Origin of the sequence: Shewanella sp. TB7-MNA-CIBAN-0143 (assembly GCF_040310065.1) — a bacterium.
Classification (GTDB): Bacteria; Pseudomonadota; Gammaproteobacteria; order Enterobacterales; family Shewanellaceae; genus Shewanella.
In genome coordinates this window covers 147,008-160,919 of record NZ_JBEOPL010000005.1, presented here as the reverse complement: position 1 = coordinate 160,919, position 13,912 = coordinate 147,008, and the positions used below count along the sequence as shown (strand labels likewise).

Sequence of the window (13,912 nt, the reverse complement as noted above, 5' to 3'; positions counted from 1 at the left end):
CTCATTTGTCCTTTAGATTATGATGTAGTCTTACAGAAAGTCAAAATTTAATAGAGTATTTTTTATAAACAGTGGTGTTAATTCATTTTAGTTGACATAATCAGCAGAAGACAAATAAGACACAACTTTCCATTAACAAATTAAGCATCTATTACTATTGAGGTTTTTATGAAAGGTATCATTTTTAACGTACTTGAAGACATGATAGTTGAACAATGTGGTATGGGTGTATGGAATGACTTAATGGAAAAACATGCGCCTGCGGACAGAGTATATGTTTCGGCTATCAACTATCCAGAAAATGAGTTATTTGCCATCGCCACAGAAGTCTCCGAGATTTTAGGTATTCCTTTACAAGATGTCATAAAAGCCTTTGGCCAATTTTTATTTTCAGGCTTGGCTGCAAACCATACTGCCGTTGTTGAACGTTTCACAGACTTTACGTCACTCGTTATGGGCATTCATAATATCATCCACGTAGAAGTGAATAAGCTTTACGATGAGCCCTCATTACCTACCATCATGTCGACAATGATCGATGACCATAATATTGAACTCAAATACTATTCTCCGCGTAAATTATGTTTTTGTGCTGAAGGGCTTATCTTTGGTGCAGCTGATTATTATCATCAAAATATTAGCATCAAACATGACACCTGCATGCATCAAGGTGCTGAACAGTGCATCTTAAATATAGAGTTAAAAAATGATTGATAAATCTAACCCATATTACATTGCCTACCATCGAGAAAAGAAAGCCCGAGTTGAAGTTGAGCAATTGTTAGAAGATTACACTAGACAAGTGTATGAAAAAAATATGTTGTTAGAACAGCAGATTAAACAAATTAAAAATCAGCAGCAGTCACTGATACAACAAGAGAAATTAGCCTTATTGGGGACTCTCGCTGCTGGTGTAGCTCATGAAATCAATAACCCATTAGCGTTTGTGATCAGTAATGTCACCACATTAAACAGTTATGTGAACGACTTAATTGAGGTAATCCCTAAAGAACAGTTAAGTCAAAGTGACCAAAATACTATCCATTTTATTACAGAAGACTTACCAGAGCTTATCACCGATAACGATCAAGGTTTTTTTCGCATTAAAGATATTGTTAAAAACCTGCTGTTCTTTGCCAGAACAGACTCCGAAGAATTAACAGAAATTGATTTGTCTGGTGCCATTGATATGGCAGTCAAGTTATTAGGCCCAAAACTAAAAAATATTCAAGTTAAACAAGAACTTTGCAAGGTACCTAAAATTCGATTTAATTCAGGAGAGCTTAACCAAGTGCTGGTCAATATCTTGGTTAATGCCATTCAAGCCTGTGAACAGTCAGCAAATAATAGCGCGATTATCACCATCAAACTGGCGCAGCATGACGGTATGATTCAACTCAATATTATCGATAATGGTTGTGGTATGTCTCCTGAAGTGCAACAAAGAATGTTTGATGCTTTTTATACTAACAAGCCTGTAGGCACTGGCACTGGTATAGGAATGTCGATTGTGTTGCAGATATTAAAACAACACAATGCGACGATTGATGTACAGTCTGAATTAGACAAAGGTACCATCATAAAAATTGGCTTTAATTTATCTGCACCTATATAGAAAATAAATTATAAATAAGTACTTAGCCAATATTTTTATTAAAAAAATCAACAGTCCGCTGCCATGCTAATTCTGCATTAATTTCATCATATCTGCTGGTCGAATCATTATGAAATCCGTGATGGGCTTTTTTATACATGTGCATGGTATAGGGTACCTTAAATGCTTTTAAATCTTGCTCGTACTCGGGCCAAGTATTGTTAACCCTTTCATCTAACTCGCCTAATTGAATTAATAATGGCGCTTTAATATTTTGTCTTAATTCTTTTGCTGCTGGAGTGCCATAAAATGGAACACCGGCTTGAATCAAATTTGAATCAACTGCCGCGAGATAATTAACAATATAGCCGCCAAAACAAAATCCCACCGCACCTAAGTTACCATTACTGCGTTGATGCGATTTTAAAAACTGGGTGGCCGCAACAAAGTCTTGTTCAATTTTACTGCGGTCTAATGATTGCTGCATTGCCCGGCCTTCATCATCATTACCGGGATAACCGCCTAGTGAAAAAAGTGCATCAGGAGCAAAAGCAATAAACCCCGCTTTCGCTAAACGGCGAGCAACATCTTCAATATATGGATTTAAACCACGATTTTCATGAACGACTAATACAACGGGCAATAACCCTGTTTTACTTGTGGGCTCGACTAAATAGCCCTGGCCTTTGCCATAACCCAAAGGAGAATCAAATTGAGTGTAAGTGGCTTTAATGTCGGCATCATTAAATGACACTTGCTCTGCTAGCGCATAATTAGGCAATAATGCCGAAGTCAGCACACTCATTGAATAACCTAATGCCACTAACGAGCCTAATTTAGTCATAAATGTCCGACGGTCCATGCCACCATGAGCATAGGAGTCATACCAATCAAAGGCTTGTTGCGGAATATTATCGACGGATTTGTGCTGCATAAGTTCCCTCTTCTGATCAAATGTAATTACGCTAATTGATGGTTATTAATATTAGTTGATAACAGTTAATGTTACCTGAAGATAATGTATTCACCATCGTCAGCCGATTTTATACGCTTAATTAGCCGCTTAAGGTCAACTGATTTGGTGCGCCTAATTATCACAATTTAAGACTCTATCAATTGTGATGAGTCATGGTTGAGCTGGCTGATATCGCTTAAGCGTATGTGATGGATTTTCTCCAAAGAGTTGAGTGTAATCTTTGGTAAATTGGCCAGCATGCCAAAAGCCCCAATTGGCCGCAATCACCGAAATAGGCGTATCTTGGTCGGGTTGTTTCAGCTGACGCCTCACATTATTTAAGCGTGTAAGACGCAAAAAGCGCAATGGATTAATGCCTAAAATACTCTCAAAACTATACTGCAAGGTTCTTCGGCTCACAAAAGTAAGCTCACAAAGCTGGGTTATCGTCACCGCTTGTTGAGGATAATCATGCAAGAATTCTTTTACTTTCTCTACCACGGCTAAACGATGTTGATAGCTAGGCGCCACCACTTGTTTTGATGATTCCTGGGTTAATAAATTCAGCGCTAAAGTGCTTAACATATCTTGCTGTAACGCAGTATGTAAGCCTAATTCACCTTGGTTAATCAGTGATTCAATCATAAAACGGGTTTGGTTAAGTTGCATTGGATTAGTACTTAATCGCTCCGCCCCTTGCGACGTTAAACTCTTAAGTGACAAACCTTGTATCTCAGCCATAGTAAATAAGATCTGTTTATTAATAACCAAACCATAAATAGTAAACTGTTCTGGGGTCATTAACTCAAAATCACAATCACTGCTACGACACATAAACTGATGAGTATCAACTGGTAAACCATTGATTTTACTTTGGTCTGAAAAACGTGGAATGCCTAACCAGATTGATTCAGGCGCGATATTGCATTGCTGTCTTAGTGCACGCTGAGTAAATTCTTTAAATAAATGCGCCTCAGGATAGTCAAGCCCTTCTATACAACCATAAAAACTGCCGTTACTGACTTGATCATAAACTTGCTGCCATTGAGTTAAATTATGCGCCTGCTCATCAATATCGTTGGTTGTGACCACGCTCTTTTGTGGTGCGCACTGATTAATATGGTGCTCCATCTGTCACGTCCTCTTGATATAACACTGTTAACCCAAACTCTAACCCTGAAGAAAAAGCACTTTATCTAGCTGAAATTAATCACAAAAAATGACTTTGCCAAAACTTGATAGCCACTTGGTACGATTTAAGCTCGTGTAAACTTATAAATTAATTGATTAACGATTACAGGAGCAAAACCTGTACCAAAGTTCAATCGTTAACCTCGAGGTCATTAATGAGTCAATCGTATCGCTACACCTTAGGTAGCCAAACATATCAATTTCGACATCTTGCAGACCTAATGGCTAAAGCAACGCCACAGCGATCCGGTGATCGCTTAGCCGGAGTGATGGCTCAATCAGCGAAAGAACGAGCTGTTGCGCAAATGACACTTGCAGATGTGCCATTAAAAACCTTCCTTAACGAAGCGCTTATTCCATATGAAACAGACGAAGTTACACGATTAATTTTAGACGAACATGACACTCGTGCATTTGCTTATATTAGCCATTTAACGGTTGGCGATTTTCGTAACTGGCTACTTAGCGACTACGTAACACCACAGGTTTTAGCCGCAGTAAAAATGGGCATCACACCTGAAATGGCAGCGGCTGTGAGCAAAATTATGCGTAATCAAGATCTTATTCTTGTGGCTAAAAAATGTCATGTCACTAGCGCATTTAGAAATACCATTGGCTTGCCCGGTCATTTATCGACCCGCTTGCAACCTAACCACCCTACCGATGATGTCAATGGGATTGCAGCTTCAATACTTGACGGTTTGTTGTATGGCAATGGCGATGCTGTGATTGGCATTAATCCAGCAACAGACAACGTAGCGCAAGCCATAAAACTAATGAAATTGATGGATGACGTGATCCAAAAATATGACATTCCAACACAGAGCTGCGTCTTAACCCACGTCACTAACACCATTGAATGTATAGAAGCCGGCGCACCGGTTGATTTGGTGTTTCAATCAATTGGTGGCACCGAAGCCACAAACAGCAGTTTTGGGTTTAATTTAAATACCTTAGCAGAAGCACAAGATGCAGCATTAAGTCTAAAGCGTGGCACCGTTGGCAATAACGTAATGTATTTTGAAACCGGCCAAGGCAGCTCGTTGTCTGCTAATGCTCACCATGGGTTAGATCAACAAACCTGCGAAGCTAGAGCCTATGCTGTCGCGCGCAAGTTTAATCCGCTACTGGTGAATACAGTGGTTGGCTTTATTGGTCCTGAATATTTATTTGATGGTAAAGAAATTACTCGGGCCGGATTAGAAGATCATTTTTGCGCAAAACTACTTGGTGTACCTATGGGGTGTGATGTGTGTTACACCAACCATGCCGAAGCCGATCAAAACGATATGGATAATCTTCTCACCTTATTGGGGGTTGCCGGTTGCTCGTTTGTGATGGGGATACCAGGTTCAGACGACATCATGCTGAATTATCAAACCACTTCTTTTCATGATGCTTTATATGTTCGTCGTGTATTGGGCTCTCGCCCAGCGCCAGAATTTGAACACTGGTTAAGCAAAATGAACATTATGAAAAATTCGGCAGATTTTGTGTTGTCCAACACTGTACCCAATGCATTTGCTAAACCACTGTATGCACTACAAGGAGACTATTAATGGACTCCAATTGTGTAGATAAACAGAACAACCTTGTCGATTCAATTCAATCACATCATCAACATGGCAATGTAGTCTCCAATCCATGGCGCGACCTTCGCCGTTTTACTGATGCACGAATTGGCCTTGGTAGAGCCGGAATTAGCTTGCCCACATCAGAGTTATTAGCGTTCCAATTATCACACGCGCAAGCTCGCGACGCGGTGAATTTACCGCTAAATATCGATGCTCTGGCAATTGATCTAAGCAATATCTTATTACTGGATAATGTGACTTATCCTATGACAGTTAACAGTCAGGTTGATGATCGTATCACCTATTTACAAAGACCTGACCTTGGCAGAAAACTTGCTGAAAGCGGCCGCAAAACCTTACTACATCACATGAACAGTCAAGGTCAAGCTGCCGACACTCAATACGACCTTGCCATAGTAGTGGTCGATGGTTTGTCATCATTAGCGGTACAAAACAACGCCAAGCCATTTATCAACGAATTATTAAGTCAACTGCATCTGCAACATTCTGGATGGAATATCGCCCCCATCACCATAGTAGAACAAGGTCGAGTTGCCATAGGTGATGATATTGGCCAGCTGTTAAATGCCCAAGTGGTGATGGTGCTTATCGGCGAACGCCCGGGACTCAGCTCACCAGACAGTCTTGGCTTATATCTCACTTGGGCGCCTAAAACGGGGCTTAATGATGCCTGCAGAAATTGTATTTCAAACATTCGCCCTGCTGGCTTGCCTTATACCGAAGCAGCCAAACGGGCTGTTTACCTATTAACACAAGCTAAAAAACTCAAACTAACAGGAGTGAATTTAAAAGATCGCACTCAAGACGATGTGATTGAACACCAACAACAAACTCAAAACTTTTTAATTGCTGAATAACCCTAAATAAATTCTACATAAAAATGTAAATACCACCGGAGAAACAATCATGTCTGAAAACAACAAAGAGTATCTTGCCAAAAGGCAACTTAAAAGCGGTACCGCTGGATGGGTTTTATTGGCAGGATTAGGCGTGTCGTACGTTATTTCTGGTGATTTCGCAGGTTGGAACTTCGGCATAGCCGAAGCTGGCTGGGGAGGATTTGCCATTGCAGCTGTACTGATGGCAATCATGTATTTAGCGTTAGTCTTGTCCTTAGCGGAAATGTCAGCAGCAATACCCGCTGCAGGTGGCGGCTATAGCTTTGCTCGCCAAGCAATGGGACCGGCTGGAGGATATTTAACCGGACTGGCGGTGTTAATCGAGTATGCTCTAGCCCCTGCTGCTATTGTTATTTTTATTGGCTCTGCGGTACAGGAGTTACTGGGATTTAACGGCCCTTGGGTGTATGCACTGTTTTATATCGTCTTTGTCGGTATTCATCTCGCGGGTGTTGGAGAAGCACTAAAAGTCATGATGGTGATCAGTGGTTTAGCTGTTGTAGCCATTATTGCCACTGCAGTGGTGTTGATTGGCAACTTTGATGCTACCCGACTTTATGATGTTGCTGTTACTGATGCAGCAGGTGCTAGTGAGTTTTTACCATTAGGATGGTACGGTGTTTGGGCTGCTCTGCCCTTTGCCATGTGGTTATTTTTAGCTGTAGAAGGTGTTCCATTAGCAGCAGAAGAAGCCAAAGATCCGGCCAAAGATGTGCCTAAAGGTATTATTGGTGCAATGATATTTTTATTGTTTACTGCGCTGCTGGTTGTAGTATTAGTCCCTGGCGCTGGCGGTGCTGCGGCTATGGGAGCAAGTGCTGTACCACTCGTTGATGCATTAAATGTGACCGGTAATCATACCTTAGCGACTATGGTAAATATTTTAGGTTTAGCAGGTCTAGTAGCCTCATTTTTCTCAATTATTTATGGTTATAGCCGTTTGGTATTTGCGTTGTCACGTGCAGGCTATATTCCGCGTTCACTGTCAATTACAACCTCGCGCAAAGTCCCTGCCCGCGCATTAATAGTCCCGGCAATATTCGGTTTTATTGCATCACTCAGCGGCGAAGGTGATTTATTGCTTGCTATGGCCGTTGTGGGCGCAACAGTATCTTATGCATTAATGGCATTAAGCCATATATTATTACGCATAAAACAGCCTGAATTAGTCCGTCCATACAAAACACCGGGTGGTGTCGTAACATCAGGTATTGCATTAGTCCTGTCTTTAATAGCATTAACCGGAGTGTATGCGTTTGACCCACGGGCATTCTTATTCACAATAGGTTTATTTGTCATTGGCGCTGCATACTACTTTGGCTACAGCTCAACTAGGTTGGTAGCAAAAAATGCTGATGAAGAGTTTGCGATGTTGGCTGCGGCTGAATCAGAACTAGTCATGGAAAACTAATCAAACAACGCTTAATGCGATCTGGTTGTGATAACAGATCGCATAATATCAAAAACGTATTCCTCATCTAACCAATATAATTAATTAATTTAATGCTCAACTCTAACGATCTCGAGTTAAATTTTGCACTAGCCATGCTGTCAGTTCAGACACATTAATGCAGGGTGCATTTACAAGCATTTTGTAAGATTAGCACTATGGTTAACTGAACGGCCACAACGCTGGAATCAAACTCAGAAGAGTATCGCCAGCAAGAAATCTCACTGCACAGCTGAGGCGTACGTCCTTCCCAAGCTATCGCCTACTGTAGATAAACAATATAAACCTGTTCCATAAAGTAGCAAAAATACCAACAACTACTCGCCTCCAGCAGCATAAAGTAGCCATGATCAGTAATCACAGTCCACTGGTCATTAGCCATTAATCATTAATCATTAATGCCACTATTGTCATGAACTCATTTCCTTGCTTGCTCAGAAACCGATTATTGCTATCTTTCGTCCAAACGCTTAGCGCAGACGATGGGTCAGTGCTTCAATATGTTCTGGACCAATCCCACAACAACCGCCAATGAGTGATGCCCCCACGGCACGCCAGCGTTCTGCCCATGTTAGATAATCAAGTGGCCCAAGATCGTTACGGATCTCATCTAAACCATCATTGGCCGTAGCATCTTTTGCTTGCGGAGGAAAAGCATTCGCATAAGCCCCCAATCGGATGTCATTTCGGCCAAGCTTAACCAGACAGTCAGAGGCTACCTTTAGTGCAGCCTCAATGACTTCAGGCTGACAACAATTAAACAAAATGGCATCTACACCTACTTCTATCAGTCTCTCTATGGCATACACCACGGATTCACCAGATCGTAATCTAGGTTCATTTGTGACTATTTCATCCTCAAGCGTAAAAGCGACCCAAAACGGTTTACCGTCATTTGGCAGTAACCTTTTAATCGCAAGCGGTTCAGCGATAAGGCTCACTGTTTCGACCAGCCACAGATCCACATTGGGTGACATTGCTCGTATCAGCGGAGTAGCGAGCTCACTGACTTTATCAGCATCGAACAAATCGGCCCGATATGAGCCAAACAATGGCGGCAATGAGCCCGCAACTAACACAGAACTCCCCTGCTCGTCGGCCACATCGCGTGCCAACTTACTCGCAAGCGCGGCCAATGTTTCCCCTTCTGCTGCAAAACGCTCGGATCCAATATGAAACGGCACCAAGGCATAACTATTGGTTGTAATAACTCGAGCGCCACTATCGACATAAGCACGGTGCACTTGAGCCACTGTTTGTGGTGCTTCTATTAAAGCCAGAGCGGACCATTCAGGTTGACGAAATGGAGCACCTCGGCTTGCCAATTCGCGTCCCATACCGCCATCAAGCACCCATAATTCCTGCTTATCCATTGTTAATGACTCCATAATATTAAGATGTCTCTACAAATCTTTATCCCGAGTGATGCTGAAATAGATCTCAATGGCACAGTCGAGTACACGAATAAATCCACCAAAAAATCAGACGTCCAGATGGCTAAAGTGTAAAGGTATAAATGGGATACTGCAATCAACCATACCGAAACTATTAAATAACTTTGTTATTGATATCGACTCATTCTAAAAGCCTAAACGAGGTATTAAATCGATATTAAATACGGCTTAGCTTACCTAAACAACACCATTAAATCGTGTCCAATATTGATTAACCTGAGCTCAGGATAACAAATCAATGACCGCAGCAGCTTAGATGAATGATGCTTGAATAGAATTGGATAATTTAAATCGGTATAAAAACTATCAAATAAAGTGTGAAGTACAACCAGATAGCATTACTCACATAGGTTGTTGGAAATGTCATGATGAAATTGTTAGCAGTAAGATGAGTCTTTATTTGGACATTTTGTCGATGTTTAAATTAGTAAAGCTCAATAGTCTAATGTCGATTAGCACGACTGAGCGAGATACATATTAATGCTGACTAGTAGCGCTCTATTCGATTGTTAAAGCGTATTTATGATAAACATCATCAACGTTCATCGGTTTTGAAAAATAATACCCTTGCGCCACATCGCATTGATATTCAATCAAAAAATCTAATTGTTCTTGTAATTCTACCCCCTCAGCCGTGACGCATTTACCTAATGAGTGAGCCATGCTTATCACCGCTTTTACCACGGCTTGATCTTCGGCTGAATGAATCAGATTGGAGATAAATGACTGATCAATTTTTAACATGTTGGCAGGTAGTGATTTAAGATAAGCAAGTGACGAATAGCCGGTACCAAAGTCGTCGATAGCGACATGAATATCAGCTTCGATCAGTTTCTGTAAAATCTCGATTGATTGCTCAGGAATGGCCATCAATGCGGTTTCAGTGATTTCAAACTTAAGCCACTTAGGTTCGGCGCCAGTATCTGTAATAACAGCCAGTAAATCGTCAGCTATATTTATATTTATCAGTTCTAGTGCTGACAAGTTAACTGAGACCCTCTTAAAGTCAAAACCTTGCTCATGCCATTTCACTAACTGTTGGCATACCGTTTTGAGCATCCAACGACTTAATTCAAAGATTAAACCAGTATTTTCGGCAATAGGGATAAATTCCGCCGGAGAGATAAGCCCAAAGTCTGGATGGTCCCAACGCATCAACGCTTCAAATCCACCTAGGCCTTGGCTTGGTAAAAGGATTAAAGGCTGATATACCGCAAACAATTGATAATGTTCAATAACAGGTTCAGCTAACGCTTTACGTAACCCCTGCTCAATAATGAGACGGCGTTTATTATGTATCGCTTGTTGTTTGTTACAAAATGCCACCCCAAACGGTCTTTTTTTCGCTTCATACAAGGCTGAATCAGCTTGGCTTAATATCGCTTCAGCATCTTGGCCATCTTCAGGAAAAAGACTAATACCCACACGGCAACCTAAAATAATGGTTTGTTCTAAAAACTCAAAATGTTGTTGAAACACTTCAACTAATTCTGTCGCAATGGCATTCGCTTCATCGGCGGCTTTATTGGGTAATGCAATACAAAATTTATCACCGCCAAAACGTGATACTGTGAAGGTTCCATTTAGCGTAGTACTAATGCGTGTAGCCGCCTGCTGTAAAATATAGTCGCCAGCACTATGTCCAAAGTTATCATTAATAATTTTAAAACGAGTAAGATCTAAAAATAGTAATGCCAGTGGCTGTTGATTTTGCAGACATGTTTGAATATTTTCGTCGAGTAAAATCTTAAAAAAGTAACGGTTAATTAAGCCCGTTAAGTCGTCATAGTGCGACAGCTGATACAACATATCTTGTTGCTGTTTACGCGATGTCACATCGTGGGCAATACCTTCGCAACCAATGCATTTACCTTCATCATACATAGGTCGTTCAAGCACCTCAAAGGTATGAATAACGCCATTCGCATCAAATATTTCTATCTCAAATGGCGCTAATTTCTCTCCATTAATAATGCGCTGGATATATCCTGAGATCAGTTGGTTTTTCGGATTGTCAGTTAACAATTTATAATAATATTCGCCAAATCCAGTAATAGTGAGCCCTAAAATATGAGTCACAGAAGGGCTGACATATTGTATAAAACCATCGGTATCGTGCTGATAAAAAATGTATTCATCTTCTAACGACTCAACCAAACCACGGTATCTATTTTCGCTAATGGTAAGCTGAAGCGTCCGTTCCAAGACGTTTTGTTCAAGATTATTTTTTAATTCGTTTAATGCCATATTGGCATTTGCAGTATTAATATTCGCAATGATTAAGGCTTGATTATTCCGTCTAGCTTGCAAAATCCACACACTAAGCAACAAAATTAATACACCTGCCACCGCCGCAAACTCAATCAAATCTTGGTAATCTTTCGGCAGCGTAATGTTTGCCCCCCAAGCTTCATTAATGGCAATTTTTTCAGCAGAGCTCAACGAGCTCAACCCTTTCTGCATAATACTGGCTAAAATAGGAAAGTCTTGTCTGACTGCAATGGATTCATTAGCATTGTTTTTTTCGTAAAAAGCGAAGAATTTCAAATCAGAAAATGAGTACTTTAACTGGTAATAATTTGCTGCAGCAAAAAAGGTGATTGCAGCATCGGCTTGATTAGCCTGCACAGCTTCCATTGCTTCACGCATGTTATCAACCACAAATGGCGTTACGCTGGGAAACTCTTTAATAAGTTTATCGGAATATTGATAATCCTTCACTATCGCAATGGTTTTATTAGCAATATCACTGCGGTTATGAATTTGATGGTTATTTTTTTTACCAATAATCACCAGCGATTTATAAACAATTGGACTAGTGAACAAAAATTGGTTTTCGCGCTCAGGAGTGTTGACCATGGTTAACACCATATCAATCTCTTTTTGCTGCAGATTTTTGATGACATCCGGCCAGCGATGTTCATCATTTATGACAAACTCTATGCCTAACTTTTGCCCAATCAACAACAAAGTATCAACTGCCATTCCAACAATTTGATCGTTTTCATTGATATAAGTATAAGGAGGGAAATAACCATCCACACCCACACGGATTGGTTGATGTTCGCTCAGCCATTGTTGCTCATGTTCATTAAGGGTTATTGGCCTAACAGCGGTCATCTCGACAACATCAGCACGTGTAAAGTTAGCGAATGACAGCAATAACAATATACAAAAAAAGACGTTTGCATACGCATAGGGTTTATTTGGCATTATTATTTTATTCCTGGTGCTTATATAGCCAATGCTAAAACTAACACCGGTAAAATGTAATGAATTAATGAACTGCTTAGAGGATCGTACCATATTTAAAATAATAACGAGCAGACTTAAGCATTAAGTAAATCTTTTCAGTCACTTAGCTATAAATAACGCGAGTTTTTAATCAACATTTCTAATCAGTTTAATGAATCTATTTATACAAAAAAGATTATCAATATACAAACTTTAATGAGTATTTTATTCAATAATCTTTAGTAAACTGCATGTTTGCGATCAGGTACTAAAGCAGGCTTTGTAAGCCCCGCTAGGGAGTGTAAACGGTCAGCCAACCATTCGTTGTACTGTTATCGGTGTGATACTTGCGATAGACAAACTGCGTCGTCGGTAACTGCTCCTGCGTTACTCTATCTCCTGCATCCATGCAGTCGTCGGTAACTGCTCCTGCGTTACTCTAGCTCCTGCATCCATGCAGTCGTCGTTTAGGACTGCTATTAGTGTTTTGCCTTGAGGTTTACCCGTTATCGCTAAGTAATAACAGCACAGTCGATTATTGACTCAAGCTTAACTCACTAAACGACAACGACATCTTGCCTAATCCTTGATATTCAATCTGCAGTGGTTTATCCATGTCGACTTTAAGCACACCGCAATATGAACCAGTAATAATGGCCTGCCCGGCAGTAATCTCAACGCCGCGAGCGGTTAAAAAGTTCACTAACCAGTACAAAGGTGATGCAGGTAAATGGCACGGATGACATCCGTCATAGGTATTGGTAGTGTGTTGTTGAGTGACCAATATTTGAATTTTGCTAGCCATTAATGCCTTAGCTTTGTCAATTTCAGGGCCTAAATACAACCCCTGGTTACTGAGTCCGTCAGCCAATTTTTCAACAAATGTGGCTGGATAATCTCGGCTAAATCGTTGTTGAATTAACTCCAATGCCATATGAGTAGCGCTAATTTGCTGATTAATTTCGGCTTCAGAGTAATGACGATGAGCCTCAAAAGTTTGACCAACAACAAAAGCGATTTCAGGCTCAATCAGGGCTAGCTGCGCCGATGATAAAATGGCGCAATCATGTTGATTAACAATGGCATCCGCCAAAATAGGTGCAACAATCAAATCGCCATTGTCACGCGGCGTTAAACATTTCCAGCCAGTAACATTATGCTGATTCAAAGCAATCATCGCAACTTGGATTTCAAGTGCCGTTTCAATACTGTTTATATGCTGTTCAGGTAGTAAATTCGACAGTGGCTTAACACAATGCCTCTGTGAAAAGAGATGTTTGGCAATGTCGTTTATATTCGTTTGTTGAACCATTACGGTTTCCTATTGCGATAGTGAGTTCTTTAACAAGCGAAGTTTTAGTCGCGAGTAAGTGATTATTATAAATACATCTTCGGTTAGTATTAACGCCACACATTATTCACAGCTGTATCGATGTTAGTGGCGTTAATGCTAGTCGCGTTAAAGATAGTGGCGTTAGCGTTAGTTGCGTTAATGTTAGTGGCGTTTCAGCTGATGACACCGCACAAACAACCGCAGTAT

10 protein-coding genes are annotated in these 13,912 nt (G+C 40.6%); 5 read left to right on the top strand and 5 right to left on the bottom strand.

What is annotated here, in order from left to right:
• Positions 1-168: 168 nt before the first annotated feature.
• Entirely contained in the window at positions 169-714 is a 546-nt protein-coding gene (locus tag AAEY97_RS06060) for a heme NO-binding domain-containing protein (protein WP_182743450.1), read from the top strand.
• Positions 707-1,615, top strand: coding sequence for a sensor histidine kinase (locus tag AAEY97_RS06055; protein ID WP_350997299.1), 909 nt, complete (start codon positions 707-709; stop codon positions 1,613-1,615). The genes AAEY97_RS06060 and AAEY97_RS06055 overlap by 8 nt, the downstream gene beginning before the upstream one ends.
• Before the next feature lie 22 nt (positions 1,616-1,637).
• Here the strand turns inward: AAEY97_RS06055 and AAEY97_RS06050 are convergent, their stop codons facing one another.
• Together AAEY97_RS06050 and AAEY97_RS06045 are read right to left on the bottom strand one after the other, a co-directional pair.
• The gene (locus tag AAEY97_RS06050) at positions 1,638-2,528 is read right to left on the bottom strand and encodes a dienelactone hydrolase family protein (protein ID WP_350997296.1); all 891 of its coding nucleotides are present in this window, start codon (positions 2,526-2,528) and stop codon (positions 1,638-1,640) included.
• Between the two features lie 192 nt (positions 2,529-2,720).
• Positions 2,721-3,680: a helix-turn-helix domain-containing protein gene (locus AAEY97_RS06045; protein WP_101087158.1), complete on the bottom strand. Its 960-nt coding sequence runs from the start codon at positions 3,678-3,680 to the stop codon at positions 2,721-2,723.
• Positions 3,681-3,895: 215 nt separating this feature from the next.
• Here AAEY97_RS06045 and AAEY97_RS06040 point away from each other — a divergent pair, with 215 nt between their 5' ends.
• The 3 genes from AAEY97_RS06040 to eat are packed head-to-tail and all read left to right on the top strand — an operon-like array spanning position 3,896 to position 7,645.
• Positions 3,896-5,299: an ethanolamine ammonia-lyase subunit EutB gene (locus AAEY97_RS06040; protein ID WP_101087157.1), complete on the top strand. Its 1,404-nt coding sequence runs from the start codon at positions 3,896-3,898 to the stop codon at positions 5,297-5,299.
• Positions 5,299-6,192 (top strand): ethanolamine ammonia-lyase subunit EutC, encoded by an 894-nt coding sequence (eutC, locus tag AAEY97_RS06035; protein ID WP_350997291.1) that lies wholly within the window; start codon positions 5,299-5,301, stop codon positions 6,190-6,192. Before AAEY97_RS06040 ends, eutC begins: the two co-directional genes overlap by 1 nt.
• Positions 6,193-6,241: 49 nt before the next feature.
• Positions 6,242-7,645, top strand: coding sequence for an ethanolamine permease (gene eat / locus AAEY97_RS06030; protein WP_101087155.1), 1,404 nt, complete (start codon positions 6,242-6,244; stop codon positions 7,643-7,645).
• Positions 7,646-8,154: 509 nt separating this feature from the next.
• Here the strand turns inward: eat and AAEY97_RS06025 are convergent.
• The 3 genes from AAEY97_RS06025 to AAEY97_RS06015 form a co-directional block, all read right to left on the bottom strand.
• Positions 8,155-9,057 carry a homocysteine S-methyltransferase family protein gene (locus tag AAEY97_RS06025; RefSeq protein WP_350997288.1) on the bottom strand — a complete coding sequence of 301 codons (903 nt, stop codon included), beginning with the start codon at positions 9,055-9,057 and terminating at the stop codon, positions 8,155-8,157.
• Positions 9,058-9,636: 579 nt separating this feature from the next.
• Positions 9,637-12,351, bottom strand: a complete 2,715-nt coding sequence (locus AAEY97_RS06020; RefSeq protein ID WP_350997285.1) for an EAL domain-containing protein — start codon at positions 12,349-12,351, stop codon at positions 9,637-9,639.
• 556 nt (positions 12,352-12,907) lie between these two features.
• Complete coding sequence (locus tag AAEY97_RS06015; protein ID WP_182743456.1) at positions 12,908-13,684, bottom strand: hypothetical protein; 777 nt, start codon at positions 13,682-13,684, stop codon at positions 12,908-12,910.
• Between the last annotated feature and the right edge of the window lie 228 nt (positions 13,685-13,912).

Bases quoted from the DNA above. Each gene is read 5' to 3' on its own strand.
- AAEY97_RS06045 (WP_101087158.1), bottom strand. From the start codon at position 3,680: ATGGAGCACCATATTAATCAGTGCGCACCACAAAAGAGCGTGGTCACA.
- AAEY97_RS06050 (WP_350997296.1), bottom strand. From the start codon at position 2,528: ATGCAGCACAAATCCGTCGATAATATTCCGCAACAAGCCTTTGATTGG.
- AAEY97_RS06060 (WP_182743450.1), top strand. From the start codon at position 169: ATGAAAGGTATCATTTTTAACGTACTTGAAGACATGATAGTTGAACAA.
- eutC (WP_350997291.1), top strand. From the start codon at position 5,299: ATGGACTCCAATTGTGTAGATAAACAGAACAACCTTGTCGATTCAATT.
- AAEY97_RS06040 (WP_101087157.1), top strand. From the start codon at position 3,896: ATGAGTCAATCGTATCGCTACACCTTAGGTAGCCAAACATATCAATTT.
- AAEY97_RS06015 (WP_182743456.1), bottom strand. From the start codon at position 13,684: ATGGTTCAACAAACGAATATAAACGACATTGCCAAACATCTCTTTTCA.
- AAEY97_RS06055 (WP_350997299.1), top strand. From the start codon at position 707: ATGATTGATAAATCTAACCCATATTACATTGCCTACCATCGAGAAAAG.
- eat (WP_101087155.1), top strand. From the start codon at position 6,242: ATGTCTGAAAACAACAAAGAGTATCTTGCCAAAAGGCAACTTAAAAGC.
- AAEY97_RS06025 (WP_350997288.1), bottom strand. From the start codon at position 9,057: ATGGATAAGCAGGAATTATGGGTGCTTGATGGCGGTATGGGACGCGAA.
- AAEY97_RS06020 (WP_350997285.1), bottom strand. From the start codon at position 12,351: ATGCCAAATAAACCCTATGCGTATGCAAACGTCTTTTTTTGTATATTG.